The sequence below is a fragment of the Rhodopirellula sp. SH410 genome, from assembly GCF_055811895.1.
In genome coordinates this window covers 2,837,203-2,856,545 of the sequence record NZ_CM147949.1, presented here as the reverse complement: position 1 = coordinate 2,856,545, position 19,343 = coordinate 2,837,203, and the positions used below count along the sequence as shown (strand labels likewise).

General features: G+C 58.9%; 14 protein-coding genes. 11 read left to right on the top strand and 3 right to left on the bottom strand.

The window, feature by feature from the left end:
- Positions 1–24 precede the first annotated feature (24 nt).
- Both SH410x_RS10425 and SH410x_RS10420 read right to left on the bottom strand, forming a co-directional pair.
- Positions 25–1,470, bottom strand: a complete 1,446-nt coding sequence (locus SH410x_RS10425; protein ID WP_473676444.1) for a DUF58 domain-containing protein — start codon at positions 1,468–1,470, stop codon at positions 25–27.
- Positions 1,467–2,468: an AAA family ATPase gene (locus tag SH410x_RS10420; protein ID WP_473676443.1), complete on the bottom strand. Its 1,002-nt coding sequence runs from the start codon at positions 2,466–2,468 to the stop codon at positions 1,467–1,469. Before SH410x_RS10420 ends, SH410x_RS10425 begins: the two co-directional genes overlap by 4 nt.
- 311 nt (positions 2,469–2,779) lie before the next feature.
- On the opposite strand from SH410x_RS10420, the gene rpmI reads away from it, so the two are divergent.
- The 6 genes from rpmI (at position 2,780) to SH410x_RS10390 (ending at position 10,698) form a co-directional block, all read left to right on the top strand.
- Complete coding sequence (gene rpmI, locus SH410x_RS10415; RefSeq protein ID WP_473676442.1) at positions 2,780–2,986, top strand: 50S ribosomal protein L35; 207 nt, start codon at positions 2,780–2,782, stop codon at positions 2,984–2,986.
- 135 nt (positions 2,987–3,121) lie between these two features.
- Positions 3,122–3,493: a 50S ribosomal protein L20 gene (rplT, locus tag SH410x_RS10410; RefSeq protein ID WP_473676441.1), complete on the top strand. Its 372-nt coding sequence runs from the start codon at positions 3,122–3,124 to the stop codon at positions 3,491–3,493.
- 14 nt (positions 3,494–3,507) lie between these two features.
- A complete protein-coding gene (pheS, locus tag SH410x_RS10405; protein ID WP_473676440.1) occupies positions 3,508–4,548 on the top strand; it encodes a phenylalanine--tRNA ligase subunit alpha in 1,041 nt (346 codons plus the stop codon).
- A 103-nt stretch (positions 4,549–4,651) separates the two neighbouring features.
- Entirely contained in the window at positions 4,652–6,727 is a 2,076-nt protein-coding gene (pheT, locus tag SH410x_RS10400) for a phenylalanine--tRNA ligase subunit beta (protein ID WP_473676439.1), read from the top strand.
- 388 nt (positions 6,728–7,115) lie between these two features.
- Positions 7,116–9,161: a transketolase gene (tkt, locus tag SH410x_RS10395; RefSeq protein WP_473676438.1), complete on the top strand. Its 2,046-nt coding sequence runs from the start codon at positions 7,116–7,118 to the stop codon at positions 9,159–9,161.
- 220 nt (positions 9,162–9,381) lie between these two features.
- The gene (locus SH410x_RS10390) at positions 9,382–10,698 is read left to right on the top strand and encodes an adenylosuccinate synthase (protein ID WP_473676437.1); all 1,317 of its coding nucleotides are present in this window, start codon (positions 9,382–9,384) and stop codon (positions 10,696–10,698) included.
- A 97-nt stretch (positions 10,699–10,795) separates the two neighbouring features.
- On the opposite strand, the gene SH410x_RS10385 is transcribed toward SH410x_RS10390, so the two are convergent.
- Positions 10,796–12,121: an NTP/NDP exchange transporter gene (locus SH410x_RS10385; RefSeq protein ID WP_473676436.1), complete on the bottom strand. Its 1,326-nt coding sequence runs from the start codon at positions 12,119–12,121 to the stop codon at positions 10,796–10,798.
- A gap of 271 nt (positions 12,122–12,392) precedes the next feature.
- On the opposite strand from SH410x_RS10385, the gene SH410x_RS10380 reads away from it, so the two are divergent.
- The 5 genes from SH410x_RS10380 to SH410x_RS10360 all read left to right on the top strand — a co-directional run bounded on the left by SH410x_RS10380 (position 12,393) and on the right by SH410x_RS10360 (position 19,300).
- A complete protein-coding gene (locus SH410x_RS10380) occupies positions 12,393–13,205 on the top strand; it encodes a hypothetical protein (RefSeq protein ID WP_473676435.1) in 813 nt (270 codons plus the stop codon).
- 1,063 nt (positions 13,206–14,268) lie between these two features.
- A complete protein-coding gene (locus tag SH410x_RS10375) occupies positions 14,269–15,843 on the top strand; it encodes a hypothetical protein (RefSeq protein ID WP_473673012.1) in 1,575 nt (524 codons plus the stop codon).
- 832 nt (positions 15,844–16,675) lie between these two features.
- Positions 16,676–17,443, top strand: a complete 768-nt coding sequence (locus tag SH410x_RS10370; RefSeq protein WP_473676434.1) for an N-acyl amino acid synthase FeeM domain-containing protein — start codon at positions 16,676–16,678, stop codon at positions 17,441–17,443.
- A gap of 44 nt (positions 17,444–17,487) precedes the next feature.
- Positions 17,488–17,772 (top strand): hypothetical protein, encoded by a 285-nt coding sequence (locus SH410x_RS10365; RefSeq protein WP_473676433.1) that lies wholly within the window; start codon positions 17,488–17,490, stop codon positions 17,770–17,772.
- On the top strand, positions 17,762–19,300 hold the full coding sequence (locus SH410x_RS10360) for an FAD-binding oxidoreductase (protein ID WP_473676432.1): 1,539 nt from the start codon (positions 17,762–17,764) through the stop codon (positions 19,298–19,300). The genes SH410x_RS10365 and SH410x_RS10360 overlap by 11 nt, the downstream gene beginning before the upstream one ends.
- Positions 19,301–19,343 lie beyond the last annotated feature (43 nt).

Sequence of the window (19,343 nt, the reverse complement as noted above, 5' to 3'; positions counted from 1 at the left end):
GACCTCGATCCGTCGGCAGACGGATTATCGCATGACCTGTTCGCGACACACATCGCGAACGCTGTCTCGGTCACAGAGATGGGATACGTGAATCCGCTCGGCCAAGAGTGGCGCGGCCAAGCGAGTGAAGTCGTCGATGCTGATGGCATTGAGCACGACGGCCACGGCCCATCCACGACGCGACAACCCCACCAACGAGGCGATCGTTTCCGGCGGCGCCTCCTGCAGGATCACCAGCAAGGTTGTTTCGCTCGAGAGCTGCGGTTCGGTATCGATCAGGAACTCGGATAACGTCAAACCATCGGTTCGCTCGATCCGCGCAAGTGTCCGCGTGATCTCCTTCAAGTGTTCTGGGCCGCGATCGATGCCAATCACGACCGGCCGTAGCCGATCACTCTTGAGCCGCATCGCCGTTGCATTGCCGGCCGATCGACGGACGGCAAAATGATCTCCGATGCGGTGGTCCCCACGGTAGCCTTCGGTGCGAACACGGTCCGCTGCGTCGCGGCCATTGGTCGCCATCCCAAAGGGCTCGCCCGCTTCATGCAGCGCCGCGGCAATCGACACCGCGGCCGTCACACTCAAATCCGTTCGCTCCGGCTCATTGCGATCGGGGTTGGTGGAGACATGCAGGTCGACGACGATCGTTGCCCCGATCACCGATGACGGTTCGTAGATCTTCGTGTGCAGTGTCCCGGTGCGGGCGGTCGCTGCCCAGTGGACGCTGCGCATCGGATCCCCCGTCTGCCACTGCCGGATGCCGCGGATACGCGTCGGATCGGGCATCACATTGGCGCGGATGCGAATCTCACCCATCGGGCGACGCGAACCGATGTCGTAGTTCGAGATCAGTTCGATACGCGGTAACACCGTGATGAACAGGGGTGGTGTGCCCAACCGATAACGCCGAAACATGCCTGCCGGGTCACCGGTCTCGAGCACCGTTGGGCCAATTTGAAAATAACCGCGGCGGCGACAGTGAACGCTGTATCGCAAATATTTTGTCTGCCCCGGCAGTAGGGCCAGGACGGCTAATCGAGCACCTTCGACCGAGAGCGGCGGCATCCGTGTCCGCGAAACGAGATCATTGCTCTCCTTGATTTCGTCGACTGCCGCTCGCGGCAACAGATCCTCAGCGAGCACCCAGGCAACGGGCAATCGTCCGGTGTTGGTGACGGCAACGCAGACGGGCACCCGGGACCCGACCAACACCTCGATATCACGGCCTTCCTCGGGCAATTCCTGACGGACGGCAACGACGCTGATCGACCACTGTGTCGACACAAACGCACTGACTCCAATCACCATCGCGACCGCGACGGCTGCCACCATCCAGAGCCCCGCTCCGGCAATCATGCCCAGCACCAGCAGGGCGGCACCGATCGCGATGACCGTGAACCAGGGCGGAGAAGGCGTCGCGGGACCGGCCGCAGGAGAGGGCAGTGGCGTGTTCACGTCGGTTGATTTCACGCCTGAATCGTTGGAACGGCGATCTCGCCCAGCACCTCATCGAGCACCTTCTCCGTCGTCATTTTGCGCAATCGACTTTCCGGGCGCAGAATCAAGCGGTGGTTCATCACGGGGGCGAGGATCTTTTTAACATCATCGGGCAGCACAAAATTACGCCCCCGCACCGCCGCCATGGCCTGCGAACAGCGGAACAGGGCGATCGTCGCCCGCGGGCTGCCGCCGAGTGCGAGATGTTCGTTATGACGGGTTTGATGGACGACCTGCAAAAGGTATCGCTGCACCCGGATATCGACATGGACCTCGCGGGTTGCCGCTTGCGCCGCGACGAGCTGCTCGGCCGTCGCGACCGGTTCGAGCGCGTCGATGGGATGGCGATGCTGCAGCATCGAGAGCATCCGCAATTCCTCTTCGACCGTCGGATAGCCCAGCGAGAAACGCATCAAAAACCGGTCGAGCTGGGCCTCAGGAAGCGGGAACGTGCCCTCGTGATCGACCGGGTTCTGCGTCGCGATGACGAGAAACGGTGGCTTGAGCGCGTACGTCTTGCCATCGACCGTCACGCGGCCCTCTGCCATCGCCTCGAGCAGTGACGCCTGCGTTCGCGGTGTGGCGCGGTTGATCTCGTCAGCGAGTAAAATCTGCGTAAACACTGGCCCGCGACGAAACTCAAACTCCGCGCTCTTCTGGTTGAAGATCGACGTGCCGGTCACATCCGAAGGCAACAGGTCAGGCGTACACTGCACCCGCTTGAATTGGCAGCCCAGACTCTTCGCCAGCGCCCGAGCCAGCATCGTCTTGGCGACTCCCGGCACATCTTCGAGCAGAATATGTCCGCCGCTCAGCCACGCGACGAGCGATAAGATTAATTGTTTGCGTTTTCCTACGATTGCCAGCTCAACATTTCCGATAACTCGCTTGGCGATGTCAGCAACCTGAGCAACATCAACGCTCACAGGCGGAGACGGGACCGAGGTGGTAGGGGGGGCGGTAGGGCTCAACGAGATCGCTCTCACAAAACGAGGTTCGGTTCAGGGGGGCAGTCGGGGCAACTCGGTCATGGTTCTTGCAAGAGATCCTGCACACGTCAGCCCGTGTGAATTATTCACACGATCCACGACCGCCACCCCGAATTGGGATCCATGACAAACGCCCCCTTGCTCCGAGGGGCGTGACCATCATACCCCAACGGACGCACAGCTGCCTGCACCGCACCGGCAAACCCCCTGGTGAATGCACCGCCACTTCGTTATCATCCGCCGAAAATCACGCGTTTTGCGAATTGAACACACCCTCCAATCATGGAATTTTCATGGGAAACAAAGTCAAGACCCACAAGGGCACCAAAAAGCGATTTCGCTTGAGCGCGACCGGCAAGGCAATGCACCGTCAAAGCGGTACGAGCCACTTGGCGAAAGGCCTGAGCAAGAAGCGACGCCGTAACCTGCGTGGCACCACCTCGTTGGACACCTGCATGGAACCAACCATCCACGCCGCTCTGAATGGCTACAGCAACTAAAGACGTTCCCCGTCCAATTTCACCCTCTTAGGAAATCGCCCGGCAACTCGATTGGGCAAAACTTCGGCAGCTGCTGCCGGGGCCTGAATCGAGACTCGGCAATGACTGAAACTCTTCCACAAGGAAACTCGAAAGATGCGTACACGTAAAGGTGCCGCCCGGAACCAAGCCAAAAAACGTCTGTTCAAACGTGCAAAAGGCTTTGTAGGCGGCCGTGGATCACTGATCCGCTCGGTCAAAGAGACCCTGCTCCGTAGTGGAGCGTACGCGTTCCGCGATCGTCGGGTGCGAAAACGCGACTTCCGCAAACTGTGGATTATCCGGATCAACGCCGCGGCACAATCGCACGGACTGCGCTACAGCCAGTTCATCTTCGGTCTGAAGAAAGCCAACATCGGCTTGGACCGCAAGTCCCTGTCGGAAATGGCGATCCACGACCCTGCCGGGTTCAAGGACGTATGCGATGCGGTGAAAGCCGCACTCTCTGCCGAAACGCAAACGGCGTAAGGTCGGTCCTAGCCATGTCGCTGCAAAATTTCCTCAGTCGCTTGGATCAACTCCAAAGCGACGCCGAGTCTGCATTCTCGGGCGCTTCGGATTCCGAATCGCTGGAGCAGGCGCGCGTCGCTTTTCTGGGCGCCAAGAATGGCCAATTCAAGGACGTGCAGAAACTGCTCGGCGGCATCGAGTCGAGCGACAAGCGGGCAGCAGGCATGCGGCTCAACGAAGTCAAAAATGCCATCAATGACGCCTTCCAGAACGCTCAAACCGGTCTCGAAGGCGGCCTGGACGCGCAGATCGATCCCACCTTCGATCCCTCCCTACCGGGCCATCGGCCCGTGCTCGGGCACGTCCATCCAATCACGCAGACGATCAACCATCTCACCGAGATCATGGGCCGGATGGGCTTTGAAGTCGCCGAAGGCCCTGAGGTGGAAGACCCCTGGCACAACTTCGTCTCGCTGAATATCCCCGAAGATCACCCGGCTCGTGATCCGCTAGATAATTTCTATCTTGCCACCGCGGGAGCGAGCGATGCCGATGGGGCGGGCGAAACCGGTGAAGGAAATCGGCTGCTCCGCAGCCAAACCAGCACGGTGCAGATTCGTGTGATGAAATCGCACCAGCCCCCGATTCGAATCATTTCACTCGGCCGTGTCTATCGGCCCGACGCGCCCGACGCGACACACTTCCCGATGTTCCATCAAATGGAAGGCCTGCTCGTCGACCGAAACGTCACGATGGCGAATCTGAAGACGGTGCTGCGGGTGTTTGCCAATAATTACCTCGGTGACGATGTCGAGATTCGCTTCCGCCCCTCCTTCTTCCCGTTTACCGAACCGAGCGTCGAAGTCGACTTTCTGTGGAACGGTACCTGGATCGAGTTTGGGGGCGCCGGCATGGTCGACCCGAATGTCTTCAAAGCGGTCGGCTACGACCCCGAGAAGGTCAGTGGTTTCGCATTCGGCCTAGGCGTCGAACGCTTGTGCATGCGTCGCCACGGCATCACGGACATCCGCGACCTCTACAGCGGCGACCTACGGTTCCTGCAGCAGTTTTAAGGCAGCGTCGCAAACGTGGGATCGGCTTCCCGCCTGGCACCGCGACCGTGGCAGGCGGGAAGCCTGTCCTACGCTCTCCCTCCATCTTTCAAGCACAATCACCATGCTCGTTACGCTTTCCTGGTTGGCGCAGTACGTTGACCTGAACCTCTCCCACGATGAGTTAGTGGATCGGTTGAGCCTGTCAGGGTTGAACCACGAATCGAGCGAAACGGTCGACGGCGAGACGGTCGTGGACTTGGAAGTAACCAGTAATCGCGGCGATTGCCTCGGCCACATCGGTGTCGCTCGCGAGATCGCGGTGCTCACGCAGCAGAAGCTGAAACTGCCCAAAGTGCAGTACACCGAGTCGAGCGTGAAGGTCGGCGACCTGCTCGATGTCGTCAACGAGTTCCCAACCGCCTGCCCGCGCTACACCGCTCGTGTGATCCAGGGCGTGACCGTTGGCGACAGCCCGGAGTGGCTGCAGCAGGCCCTTCGCTCGCTGGGCATCGGTGTCGTCAACAATGTCGTCGACGTAACCAATTACGTCATGATGGAATGCGGCCAACCGCTGCACGCGTTCGATGCCGCAGCGGTCGCCGGCGATAAAATCGTCATCCGGCCCGGTCGCCCGCAAGAGAAACTGCAGGCGATCGACCACCGCGACTATGAACTGACCGCCCAGACCTGCGTGATCGCTGACGCGGACACACCACTGGCAATCGCCGGCGTGATGGGTGGGGCGAGCAGCGAGGTGTCCGAGCGCACGACCGATGTGATCATTGAAGCGGCCGATTTCGCGCCCCTGGCCGTCCGGCGAACGGCCCGCCGACTGAAACTGCACAGCCCCTCGTCGTTCCGGTTTGAACGGCGTGTCGATCCGCGCGGCATCGACTGGGCGAGTCGCCGAGCTTGCCAACTGATCACTGAAATCGCCGGCGGGTCCGTTGCCGCGGGCTTGATCGATACGGCCCCTACGATCGCCGATCGCGCCCCGATCGTCTTGCGATTGTCTCAATTGCCACGCGTGCTCGGAATTGAGATCGACAGCGCCACCGTTCAGCGAATCCTGACGGGCCTCGGGTGCCGGGTCGACCTCGCCTCGGACGACACCCGCGACCCTAGCCCGGGACACAGCGAATCGAGCCTGCAGTGTGTGCCGCCCTCATGGCGACATGACCTCACCCGCGAAGCCGACTTGATCGAAGAGGTCGCACGCATCCACGGCTATGACAAGATCCCTGAGAACGCACCGATTCCAGTCGCGCCGAGCAGCAAGCGACCGTTTGATTCCGCCATGGCTTGCCTCCGCAGCGTGCTGACGTCGGCGGGGCTGAGCGAAGCGATGACACCAAGTGTCGTGACGGAGAAACTCGACGCGTCGCTGTCGCCATGGACGGACCGCCCTGCCATGCAGACCCGCACCGCGATGCTCGAAGGCTCGCGTCGCCTCCGCCGCTCGTTGATCCCCAGCCTGCTGCAAAGCCGCGCCGCGAACTGGGCGTCCGCCTCCCTGCACGCCGACCTGTTTGAGATCGCACATGTCTACCTGCCCCCACAGAGCGAAGTCGGCGCCGACGCCTTGCCTGCGGAAACCTATCACGTCGGCATGATCATGGGCGACGATTTCTTCGCCGCCAAAGGTACGGTTGAAACCGCTTTACTCCGCTTGGGAATCCGTGGCCGACTCAACGTCGAAACCGTCGAGCGAGACGGGTTCGCCAGCGGCGGATTGGTCGCCCTGACCCTCGCCGACGGCCAATCCAATGAAACCATTGGGTACCTCGGCATCCTAGACGATTCCTTGGTCCGGTCTTGGAAACTGCCCGGCAGCGTGGTGGCCGCCGAACTGTCCGCCGAGCGCTTGGTCGAACTCTCGCACCTGGTCCCTCAACAGCAAGCCGTCAGTGCATTCCCGTCGATCCTCCGAGATCTGAACCTGGTGCTGGCCGAGTCGGTTCGCTGGGATGCACTCTCCAATGTGATCCAGTCCGCTGCGGACGAACGGCTCACGAACCTGGCTTACCAAGAAACCTATCGCAACGAAAAACAAGACGGCCCCGATCGGAAACGAGTGCTGTTCTCGATGGAGCTGCAAAGCCTGACTGAAACGCTCAGCGGCTCGGACGCGGACGGCATCGTTGAAAATATCGTGGCGGCCTGCGAGCAGAAGCTCGGTGCCATCCTGATGCGATAAGTATCGCTCATCAGGCCCAAACGCACGTCCGTTTCCCCCGGCGCCCCCAGAAAAGCGGTTCACTCCGCAGGCACCAGCCCACTTCGATGCCACCGGCGTGCCGCCCAAGCCCACCGCTCTGACCCCGCACTGAAAAAATCGCATGCCCGCGATTGCCATAGCGAGATTGTCGTAGCGTGATTGTCCTCGCGACTCAGCCCCAAGTCCGCGTCCGTCGGAGGAGTCGTTCAGGGTGTGGCCGCGGTGACCGCCTCTGTCCCCTTTTCCGAGCGGGCCGAGATCAGTAGGCTTTGGCGGGTCTGGAAATCACGCAAATGAATCCATTTCCGCGGTGTTTTCCAGGATTTCAAAATTCCGACCACTCTCCACTGACCCCTCGGCACGGTTCATGACAGCCACTTCGACTGACATTCAGACTTTGGCAATCGACACCATTCGTACGCTCAGCATGGACGCCGTCCAGACAGCCAATAGTGGCCATCCTGGTACCCCGATGGCGCTGGCACCTATCGCCTACCAGTTGTACCAAAACACGATGAACTTCGATCCAGCCCGGCCCAACTGGCCCGACCGAGATCGGTTCGTACTCTCCTGCGGTCACGCATCGATGCTGCTCTACAGCACCCTGCACCTGATCGGTACCAAGGCCACCGACGACAACGGAAAACCGACCAGCGAAGAGTCGGTGACGCTCGAGGACATCAAGAAGTTTCGGCAGCTTGACTCGGTCTGTGCCGGGCACCCGGAATATGGTTACGCCGCCGGAATTGAAACGACGACCGGACCTCTCGGCGCCGGCGTTAGCAACAGCGTTGGCATGGCGATGGCCCAAAAATGGCTCGCCGCGAACTACAACACTGCCGACCTCACTCTGTTCAATCACAACGTCTACGCCGTCTGCAGCGACGGCGACATGATGGAGGGCATCTCCAGCGAAGCAGCCTCGGTGGCCGGACACCTGCAGCTCGACAATCTCTGCTGGATCTATGACGACAACCACATCACGATCGAAGGCGAGACGTCGCTGGCGTTCAGCGAAGACGTTGGCAAGCGTTTCGAGGGGCTCGGCTGGAACGTGATCAAGGTCGCCGATGCCAACGATGTCAACGCACTCGGCAAAGCCATCGCTGAATTCCAAGCATGCGCGGGCAAACCGACGCTGATCATCGTTAAGAGCGTGATCGGTTACGGGGCGCCGCACAAACAGAACACAGCCGGTGCCCACGGCTCGCCGCTGGGGTGGGACGAAATCGCGCTGGCGAAAAAATCATACGGCCTGCCCGAAGATAAAAAGTTCTACATCCCCGATGGCGTGATGGACCATTTCGCCCAAGGCGTGGGTGCCCGCGGTGCCGAGGCATCGGCAACCTGGGACAAGGTCTGGGAAAAATACCAGTCCGCCGAGCCCGCCAAAGCGGCTGAGCTGCAAACCATGTTCGACGGCAAACTGCCGGCCGGATGGGACAAGGACATCCCCGTGTTCGAGCCTAGCGAAAAGGGTGACGCAACGCGGAATAGTTCCGGCAAAGTGCTCAACGCCATCGCCGCCAACGTGCCCTTCATGATCGGTGGCTCAGCCGACCTCTCGCCAAGCAATAAATCGGACCTGACGTTCGCAGGAGCGGGCGAGTTTCTCCCCGGCCAGTATGCGGGCCGAAACCTGCACTTCGGTATCCGCGAGCACGCGATGGCAGGCATCGTCAACGGGCTGTGCCTGTCGGGACTACGCGGCTACGCGGCGACGTTCTTCGTGTTCACCGACTACATGCGTGGTGGCATGCGACTGAGCAGCATCATGCATCTGCCAACGCTTTATATCCTCACGCACGACTCGATCGGAGTCGGCGAAGACGGACCGACCCACCAACCCGTCGAACATCTCGCAGCCTGCCGTGCGATCCCAGGTTTCAAGGTCTATCGCCCCGGTGACGCCAACGAAGTCGCCGAGTGCTACCGCACGGCGATGCTGGACGCTCACCATCCTGCGGCGATGGTCTTGTCGCGGCAGAACATGCCCACACTCGACCGGACCAAGTTCGCCTCCGCAGCAGGCTGCAGTCGCGGCGGCTACATCTTGAGCGATTGCGAAGGCACCCCCGACGTGATCCTGATGAGCAGCGGCAGCGAGCTGTTCATGGCCCGCGACGCCGCCGAAACCTTGACCGCCGCGGGCAAGAAAGTTCGCGTCGTCAGCATGCCCTGCATGGATATCTTTGCCGAACAGGACCCGTCCTACATCGATGAAGTGCTGCCACCCGCGGTCACCAATCGGGTCGCGATCGAAGCGGGCATTCGCATGCCGTGGGATCGCTGGATCGGATCGGCCGGCAAGTTCGTCGGGATGGATAGTTTCGGTGCCAGCGGCCCCTACGATGCCGTCTACGAACACTTCCACATCAACGCCGCCGCCGTGGTCGCCGCAGCAACAAAATAGAGCCACAAACCGTCGCCACGTTCACCAGAACGTGGCTTCCACCGTCTCGCGACGGTAGCGACGGCTGATTCGGTCCCTGCGATCACTTCGATGCCGTGCAGGGTTTTCAATGGAAACGACACTGGGTTGAACACGACAATCACCCTCGCACGCCTTTCCTGATCCCTGAACTCTCATCGTCCCTGAACCCTTCACCTCTCTCTTTTTTAGGTTTTTTGTTTTGTCCGGTACATGCGTGATTGGATTGCAGTGGGGCGACGAGGCCAAAGGCAAACTCGTCGATTTACTGGCGCCTCGTTTCGATTGTGTGATCCGCTACCAAGGTGGCGCCAATGCGGGCCACACCGTTGTCGCGGGTGACGAGGTCTACAAACTGCACCATATCCCGTCGGGGATCCTGCACGGCGACGTGCAAAACTTCATCACCCCCGGCGTCGTGATCAATCCCACCACGATGCTGGAGGAGATCGATGGACTCACCGCCCGCGGAATCGACGTGGTGGGGAACCTGAAGGTCAGCGATCGCGCACACCTGGTCATGCCGTGGCACATGATCGAGGACGCCACGATTAACGCGGTCAGCGTCAAGGGCGAGTCCATTGGCACGACGAATCGCGGCATCGGTCCCTGTTACCGAGACAAAGTCGGACGGACCTATGGGATCCGCATGACCGACCTGATCCAACCGTCACGTGATGAACGCATCGCCACGGTGGCGGAACAGAAAACCGTGCTGCTGCGGCAACTCGGTGCCTCCGACGAAGAACTGGCAGCGATCGCTCCTGAGAAGATGGTCACGATGGCGGCGGCTTGGGCCGAGCGGCTCGCTCCGATGATCGCCGACACGACGGACCTGATCCTGAATGCCGCCGAAGCCAATCAGAAACTCTTGTTCGAGGGTGCCCAGGGCGCACTGCTCGATATCGATCACGGGACGTACCCCTTCGTCACCAGCAGCAACAGCAGCGGCGTGGGCGTTTGCGCCGGTGCGGGCGTGCCGCCGAAATGGATCGATCATGTGCTCGGTGTCTGCAAAGCCTACAGCACACGGGTCGGCGGCGGCCCATTCCCAACGGAACTCAACGATGAGACCGGTGAGAAAATCCGCAAACTGGGCAATGAGTTCGGTACGACGACCGGCCGCCCCCGGCGCTGCGGGTGGTTCGACGCGGTCGCGGTGCGGTACACCGCACGCCTGTCCGGCGTCACACGCTTGGCGCTGATGATGATGGATGTGCTCGCTCACTTCGAAGAACTCCAGGTCTGTGTCGCCTACGAACTGGACGGCAAAGAGATTCATCACGTGCCCAGCCACGCCGATGAACTGCGCCGTTGCAAGCCGATTCTGGAAACCATCCCCGGCTGGAATTCACCCGTCGACGACGTGCGCTCGGTCGGCGATTTCCCCGCCGGCGCCCTCGCCTACGTCAAACGGATCGAAGAGCTCGTCGGCGTGCCCGTCGGCATCCTGTCGGTCGGTCCCGACCGCGCCCAAACGATCTTCACCGACGAAGCCGCCGGCATGGGACTGGCGTAGGGCTTTTGCCCCTGCCCACGTGAGCAACGCGCCGAGTGCCAGCAGGCACTCGGCTGCACCACCGGGCCACTGGCCGCATCTCGGCTCGCTCAGTTACTCAAGCCCGCTTGGCCAATTGTTGCTGTCGCTTGCCGAGACGCCATGCGATGGCCGCCCAGAGAAGCGTCACGGGGATCGCGATCACGTTCAGCAAGGTCAGGCTGACACCGAGGGATCGCAGGCCGCCGAACACTTGCCCCGAGACCGCGTCGCCGCCGCGCAGCACCACCGTATCGATGAAGTTCTTGGACTTGTACTTGTCTTCACGACTGACGACGGTGAACAGCACTTCTCGCGTCGGAACGGTCACCCCATAGCCGATGGCGCGGGTCGCGATCATGACCACGACCAGCACAGCGAGCGATTGGCTGACGGCGAGAGACGCGAAGCCACACAGATAGACGACCGGCAAGATCACTAATGCGATACTGACACCCGCGCGGCGCAGAATCACACTGGCGCAGAAGACTTGGATCAAGAGCGTCACAATCTGTGTCGCCAGATCGATGTAGGCGAATAGCTGGGTCCGCTCCTGCTTCGACTCAAACGCAGTCGAGACAATTTCGGCTTGCTGGAAATACAGCTGGGTGCCGCAGGTTTGCACCAAGACCAGGAACGCACAGATGAACAGCAGGTACGGTGACCTGCCGACATGGGTGATCCCTGCCAATAAACCACCGCCGGTCGCGGTTTGATCCGGCAGCGCGACCGCCTCGTCTTCGGCAGGCGATCGGCCGGCACGCAGAAGAGTGGACTGTTTTTCCAATCGCCAGGCACAATACAGACCGCACTCAATCATCACGATCGGCAGTAGCAGCAGGGTGCTCGTCGAAAGATGCGTTGCCAATTGGCTGGTAATCAGAGAACCGGTGATCGCACCGGCTGTCCCACCGGCGGCGATGATCCCGAACAACCGCTTGCCCTGGCTGCTCGTAAACAAGTCCGCCAGAACACTCCAAAACACACTCGTGGCAAACAGGGCGAACACGTTCACCCAGAGGAAAAAGGCCCGTGCCGTCCAAAGCTGCAGCGCCGTTGAGGGGGTCCGCATCAGCACAAAGAAGACCAGCAGAGCGACCGCAAAAACATGATAGACCACGCGAACGAGCCACCGCCGCGGCAACCGTGACACGAGGTACGAGTAGCCGGGGACCGCCGCGAGCATGATGCCGAACGTCGCCAGCATCAGCCACTGCAGCGCCGTTGTCGAACCCACGCTCCCCATGGTTTCACGCACCGGACGGACGATCAAATATCCCAGCAGAATGAAAAAGAACCACGCCGTCGCCCACGCCACCGCCGGTCGCTCGCTGGCCTGAATTCGCGACCACCAGCGTTCGGACGGACCTCCCTGAGGAGGCGAAGGTGAGCGAGCAGCTGGCATGGATTTCGTTTACTCGTCCCACGGTAGCGGACATCGTCAAGACGTTCGATTGCCTGCCGACGCTACGGAAACCCCTGACGAGTCTCCGCTACGGGAGAATCTATTTCCGCCGCTCCCCCCACTGCAACAGCGGAACGAGAAAAAAATCGCTCTTGAGTCCGCCGCGAGATTCTGGCTACATCCAATTCTGCGGGGGGCATACTGTCTCGTCCTCCCCCGACGGCTGGTTAGAGCCGGAACCGTTCACCTGCACCGTACCTGGAGTCGTGCGATGGAACCACGTATTGATATCGAATTCCGCGATCAAATTTTGTCGCATATGGTGGCTGCCGTGAAAACGGCTCCCTTTTCCGAAGATCCATTCCCGCACTTCACCACCGGCGGCTTCATCCCCGACGCTGCCTATGCCCAATTGCTGGAAATGCTGCCCGCCGACGAGCACTATGCCGCATTCGGTTATGGGACCCACCAAACGCAGGACGGCGCGAGCACTCGCGGACACTTTGAAATGACCGCCGACTCGCTCAACCGCCTGCCCGCGGATGAGCAAACATTTTGGTACTCGGTGCGCAACGCCTTCGGCAGCCGCCAGCTCAAAGACGCCGTTTATTCCAAACTGTCATCGGGATTGGCGTTCCGGTACGGCGTGCCCTCCCAAGAGGCAGTCAATCTCGACGGTTTTGCGCTGCCTGAACTCTTTCGCGAGACCGAGGGCTACACGATTAAACCCCATCCCGATACGCGAAAGAAAGTCGTGACGATGCAGTTCGCATTAGCACCCGACGATTCGCAGGTATCGTTGGGAACGGAGTTCTATAAACGCAGCCTCAACCCATCGAGCTGGCTGCGGGAGCCACGGGGATTTGACATTGTCAAACAGATGCAGTTTTTACCCAATACCGTCTACGCCTTCGCCGTGCTCAACACGATCACGCTAAAAAGCTGGCATGGCAAGTCAAAGCTCGCTGCGACCCAAGGCACCCGCAACTCGCTCTTAAACCTCTGGTACGAAAAAGCAGAAAACGCCTGCCCCGACCTCGCCCGCGAATGCGGCCTCCTGCCACAACAAAAACGCGCCGCATAAACACAGCCCCCCCATGCGCACCGAGCAATTGAGCCGAGTGCCGTAAGGCACCGGGTAACACAACAAGGAAAACATCTACCCCCCATCCCCACGCAAAAGCAGAAACATTGCATCAGATGTGCTAAAACCAACAGCCACCCGGCCGCTCACGCGACTCGGCTCAATTGAGCCGAGTGCCGTAAGGCACCGGGTAACACAACAGGGCAAGCACTGAGCCCCAAGCCCACGCATAACCGCAAACATTGCACCAGATGCGCTAAAACCAACAGCCACCCGGCCGCTCACGCGACTCGGCTCAAAAAACAAAAACCATCCGGCCGCCCCTGCTCACCGAGCATTTGAGCCGAGTGCCGTAAGGCACCGGGTAACACAACAGGGCAAGCACTGAGCCCCATCCCCACGCAAAAGCAGAAACATTGAATCGGACACGTTAAGCCAACAGCCACCCGGCCGCTCACGCGACTCGGCTCAAAAAACAAAAACCATCCGGCCGCCCCTGCTCACCGAGCAATTGAGCCGAGTGCCGTAAGGCACCGGGTAACACAACAGAAAAATCATCTACCCCCATCCCCACGCAAAAGCAGAAACATTGCATCAGATGCACTAAAACCAACAGCCACCCGGCCGCTCACGCGACTCGGCTCAATTGAGCCGAGTGCCGTAAGGCACCGGGTAACACAACAGGGAAAACACTGAGCCCCAAGCCCACGCAAAAGCAGAAACATTCGATCAGATGCACTAAACCAGCAGCCACCCGGCCGCTCACGCGACTCGGCTCAAAAAACAAAAACCATCCGGCCGCCCCTGCTCACTGAGCATTTGAGCCGAGTGCCGTAAGGCACCGGGTAACACAACAGGGCAAGCACTGAGCCGCATGCCCACGCGCAACCGCAAACATTGCATCAGATGCGGGTGCATTCCCATTCTACGGACATGTTTGCTAGCAAATCGAATTGGTCTTTGCCCCGTTTTCGCCTGACTTCCCGAGGTTAGAATTGATTGCTTTGATGGATCAATTCTAACTCGTGGCAAGGATGCTGGTGACCTAATGGAGGGAATGACCGTGGATGGATCGCATGGCAAATTGATCGAATCAAATCAAGAAATGATTCTTCGCTTTACTTCTCAGATCAGTGTCGACGCAGTGCAATGGACACAGCAACTGATCAACTGCCCAGGCGACCTGGAATCCATCGAACGCAGGGTGCATCGGGCGTACGCTCACGGAGCCGACTTGCTGGTTGCTGGTTTGATGGCGGCGACTATCAAAGAAGGCAAGGTTTTGGAGGCGGCTGAACAAACAAGGAGAGAATTTTCTCGTCCGCTTCAGAAGGGTCGCGAACGCTCCGTCGCCGTTCAACTACTCGGGGGCATGGTCGTTTGGGCGGTCACCTTGTACTGCGCTCCCAAGAAGAAACGCTTTCGTAAAGACGACGCGCCGCGGGTCGGGCTAGACATTACTTTATCGCAGTTCGGATTTGGCAAAGGCGTCTCGCCCGGGTTGCAAAGCAAGGTGGCCCGTCAAATGGCGTTGTGTCCTTCGATCGCGTTTGCTCACAAGGAGCTAACTCGCGAGGGAATTGATATCGACATCAAGACAGTCAAGCGAATCACCTATCAGTGCGGTGCAGGATTGTTGGCATTGCGACGACACCGCATTGCACAGTTGCGGAGCAAGCAACTCAAAGCGTCCAGCGAGCTATCGGGCAAACGCGTGTCAGTGCAAATCGACGGCGGGCGAATGAAAATTCGTGGCGAAATGAAGCCAAAATCCACTGTCATTGAACCAACCAATGAAAACGGCTTGCTGACTGGTAACGCACCGGGACGTTCCAAGAGCACGCCACGTCGAACGTTTTCGGCGGATTGGCGTGAGCCGAAGCTGATGACGATCTTCATCCATGACGAGCACGGCAAGATGGTCAAGAAAACCAAAGCGACCATCGACGGGACGCTGCTTGGTCCTGATGCGATCGCCGAGGTGGTGGCAATGCATCTTCATCGGCTTGGTGCGGCGGAAGCCCTCAGTGTGACGTTCGTCGCCGATGGTGCTCCCTGGATCTGGGATCGTATCGACCGCATCATCCAGCTTGCCGGACTGAAGGATGTCCCGACCTATGAAGTCTTGGATTGCTGCCATGCAGTGCATCACATTTCGCAGGCACTGGCTTCATTGGGCCTAAGCGTCGAGGAACGAAACCCGTTGTATCGTCACCTCCGCAGCCAGCTTCGAAACGGCCAATGGCAACAGGTCGTTGACGACTTAAATGAACTACAAGACACCGACAAACCGAACGTAGCACTTGCGACTGAGATTTCTTATCTTCATCGTCACGGCGAAGCGGGGCGTTTGAAGTATGTACGCTTCAAACAACTTGGTCTTCCTTGCGGAAGCGGTGCGATCGAGAGCGGTATCCGTCGAGTGATCAATCTACGGCTCAAGAGCAATGCGATGTTCTGGAAGAGTGAACATGCCGAGTCGATGCTTCAAGTACGCAGCCAAGTGGTTCCTGATCAATGGGATCAAGCAATGTCGGACCTATCGGAGTTCCGCCGCACCGAAGCCCATGACAGCTGGGACTGGGAACCGAAAAACATGAGCATCAAAATTGAAGACTCTCCTGCCTTGGCGACCTGATCCCGTAAATCGCTTGTCCTCAGCGTCCTTTTTAGGGGAATGCACCCTCAGATGCACTAAAACCAGCAGCCACCCGGCCGCTCACGCGACTCGGCTCAAAAGACAAAAACCAAAAACCAATCGCTGAGCGAAAACCTCCACTGCTCCTCAATCAATTTAAATTCTTCCATCCCCAAAACCTGAGCCTCGCTCGGAAACCATCCTCAAGCCTTTACGGTTTGAGGCGTCGCAAAAAAGGGTTTACTTCGCGGCATCAACCGGCGCGACCAAGCATCATTGCATCACCCGCGGGCAAAACATTTAGTGCTCACGCCCCCCCCGCGTGGCTATCCAACAGAAGAAATTCATATAGGGGAACTCCAGTAGGAAGCCTTTCGCGTTGGCAAAAGGCAATAGCCTTACTGAGCCACTACAGCACTCGCCCACAGAGGGGACGCGGCTATATCACCGCATTTACGGTCAAGGGCCCCCCCCGCTAACCACGCACTTTGTCTCATTGATGCGTTTTTACGGCACTTAATTTCACCGTGCATGTCGACAGCCATTTTAGAATTGGTTATTCTATTTGGGACCACCGTGATAAATACTTTAGACCGATTCTTTTCCCTTGATCGCGTTCACTTTTCCTGCTTGATCATCTGGTTGATGACTGCATGTTAGACGCGGTTCAGGACAGTTGGTTTTCGTGTAATTCACAGAAACGGTCCTCTTTTCACTCGCATTTGGAAACTCGGTTATGCAGAACCTGGAAGACCGGACTTTTGTTCATGGCGTCGCCCACAGGCTGAAAGCTTTCATCAAAAATGCGGATGGAGCAAAACGCAGGACGCTGGTGGACGCTGGACCCCGTCGTCTTCCTTCAACCGATTCACGTGTTGCACGATCATTTGATTTTGGCGAGGGAGCCGAGATCGAGTATCGCCTCGCTTCCTCGCGTTCTGATTTCCTGGGGGCATTCGAGCTCCTCCAAACCCGCTACCTCGATGCGGGTCTCGCCGACTCATCTTCGGGAACGTGCCGGATTCGGATGATGCCCTACCACGGTTGGCAACAGTCCCAGGTCTTCGTTGCGGCCGTAGGCGAACGGATCATCGGTACGGTCACACTTGTCTCGGCAGGCCGGTTCGACCTCCCGATGTTGGATTATTATCAACGTGAGATTCGAGCGAGCTGCACGGAAGGAAGTGTCAGCGAAATTGCATCACTTGCAGTGGCCCCTGATCACACCAAGCCCACCGAGGTTTTCGGCGAACTGACACGACTACTGATGTTCTTCGCTCGAAATCAAGGCGCTCAGTCACTCGCCGCAGTTGTTCATCCACGGCACGCCAAGTTTTATCAGCATGCCATGGGCTTCCAAGTCATTGGAGGCGAAGTGCGATGTCGTCAGGTCGGCGGCAAGCCAGGTGTGGCAGTCCTTGGTAGTGTCAATGATCGATCGAGGTATCGAAAACGGTGGCAAGGCCACTATTTCGACGGCGCATATCGAAGCGAGGACATCCAGCCTCGCCCCATCTCAGAGAAGGAGTACTGGTATTGCCATTCTCTCGTGGGGCAAGCCAACTTGCATGCAAAACTAAAGGCTGGCGTCGGTGCATAGGAATCCATCCAGTTGATGCCATGCGTCAAGCGGATACGAATAAAATGCTCCATAAATTAGCCGGTGGGCGACAACAACTTGGGTGCACCATCGACCGAGAAATTCGTTGCCGCGTCGCACCGCTGCAGCGATTGACCCCATTGCTCGCGGTGGCCTCATTCACCCCTCGCACGGACACACTGGCAATTCGCCGTGGCACATTCGAGTCGTGCCTGGACAACCTCTGGCGCACACTTCCGCCACCTGGTCCCATTCTCCCCGTTGCCGACAGTGCTCGTGCTCGGCATGGCTCGCCAACCCAATATCCCGCGGCATCCCATGACGGATAAATCTCAGCTTCGACTTGAGTTGCTCGAGCTGTTCGGAACGGAACGGTTTCGTGACGATCAAAGCACGATACTCACACTTGCCAAAACAACGCTTCCGCAATCCACGACCCCATTCGGCGTGGTCACACCGAAGTCATGCGACGAAGTGATCGCATTGATGCAGTTGATCGAGCGTCATCCCATTCGTTGGCACGCAATCAGTCGTGGCAAGAACTGGGGCTACGGCGACGCCTGCGCGTCGACGGACGGTCAATTGATCATTGACTTACGACTCATGAATCGCATTGTCGAGATCAACGAAGAGTTGGCGTATGCCGTGATCGAACCGGGAGTGTCGCAAGGCCAACTCGCCGAGCAACTACAGACCTTTGGATCGAATCTGATGCTCGATGTCACCGGAGCGGGACCCGATGCAAGCATCGTGGGCAACACGCTGCAAAGGGGCTTCGGACATACGCCCTATGGCGACCACTATGCAAACTCGTGCAATTACGAAGTGGTGCTGCCCGACGGCAAACTGGTTCGAACCGGATTTGGTGACATCACCGAGAGCAACGTGGGTCACGTCTATCCGTACGGCAACGGGCCTTGCCTACAAGGCACCTTTCCACAAAGTCACGCGGGGATCGTCACCCGCATGACCGTGTGGCTAATGCCTCGCTACGAGACGATCGCGGGCTTCAACTTTAAAACAAACGACCCGGCCGTCTTCGCAAAGATGATCGACCGCATCGGCCACCTGCGCCGCAACGGAACCATCGACAGCGTCGTCCACATGGCCAACGACTTGAGAGTGCTATCAACGCACGCCGCGATGAGAGAACGCGGTAGCAGGCGCGACCCTCTGAACGCCACCGAGCGGGCAGAGTTGGCAAAGAAAGCAGGAATCAGCAAATGGAACGGACTGGGCGGTCTATACGGATCCCGCCGCATCGTCGCCGCCAAGAAACGTGATCTCAAGAAGGCGTTCCGAGGCATCTGCCCACTCCGATTTTTTTCCGCCTGGCAAGTCAGAACCCTTGCGAGAGTCTCGCGCCACCTACCATCCTCGACACTCTTTGATCCTGTCAAAAGTCTCTCAACAACCGTCTCGGACGTCTACGATCTGTTGTGCGGCATCCCTTCGGCGAAACACCTCGAAGGAGCGTTCTACCGCAACCGCCCCGATTCTGGCAAAGTCATCGATGCCGGACTGATCTGGATCGCGCCTGTCATCCCCTGTACCGGAACGGACGCCCTTCGACTCGTCTCAGCAATCGAACCGATCGCCCATAGATACGGTTTTGATTTGCCGATGACGATCTCCCCAGTCGTACCGAGAGCAGCGGTGTGCATTGCCAACCTCTCATATGACAAATCGGATCCTGAGCAATGCAGCCAAGCCGGGGAATGTTATCACGCGATGAGATCCGAAATAGATCGGCTTGGATACCCGCCGTATCGAAACTCGAGCATTCCCGTGGCAACTCCCACGCGACAAAATCGCGACTGCCGGCCAGCCGACATAAACACGTTCAACCAGCACTAAAAATCGGAACGCCAAGATATCAGGCATGCATCTCGTTTCGCAG

Coding starts and splice junctions, on each gene's coding strand:
- rpmI (WP_473676442.1), top strand. CDS start 2,780: ATGGGAAACAAAGTCAAGACCCACAAGGGCACCAAAAAGCGATTTCGC.
- rplT (WP_473676441.1), top strand. CDS start 3,122: ATGCGTACACGTAAAGGTGCCGCCCGGAACCAAGCCAAAAAACGTCTG.
- pheS (WP_473676440.1), top strand. CDS start 3,508: ATGTCGCTGCAAAATTTCCTCAGTCGCTTGGATCAACTCCAAAGCGAC.
- pheT (WP_473676439.1), top strand. CDS start 4,652: ATGCTCGTTACGCTTTCCTGGTTGGCGCAGTACGTTGACCTGAACCTC.
- tkt (WP_473676438.1), top strand. CDS start 7,116: ATGACAGCCACTTCGACTGACATTCAGACTTTGGCAATCGACACCATT.
- SH410x_RS10385 (WP_473676436.1), bottom strand. CDS start 12,121: ATGCCAGCTGCTCGCTCACCTTCGCCTCCTCAGGGAGGTCCGTCCGAA.
- SH410x_RS10380 (WP_473676435.1), top strand. CDS start 12,393: ATGGAACCACGTATTGATATCGAATTCCGCGATCAAATTTTGTCGCAT.
- SH410x_RS10365 (WP_473676433.1), top strand. CDS start 17,488: ATGCTCCATAAATTAGCCGGTGGGCGACAACAACTTGGGTGCACCATC.
- SH410x_RS10360 (WP_473676432.1), top strand. CDS start 17,762: ATGACGGATAAATCTCAGCTTCGACTTGAGTTGCTCGAGCTGTTCGGA.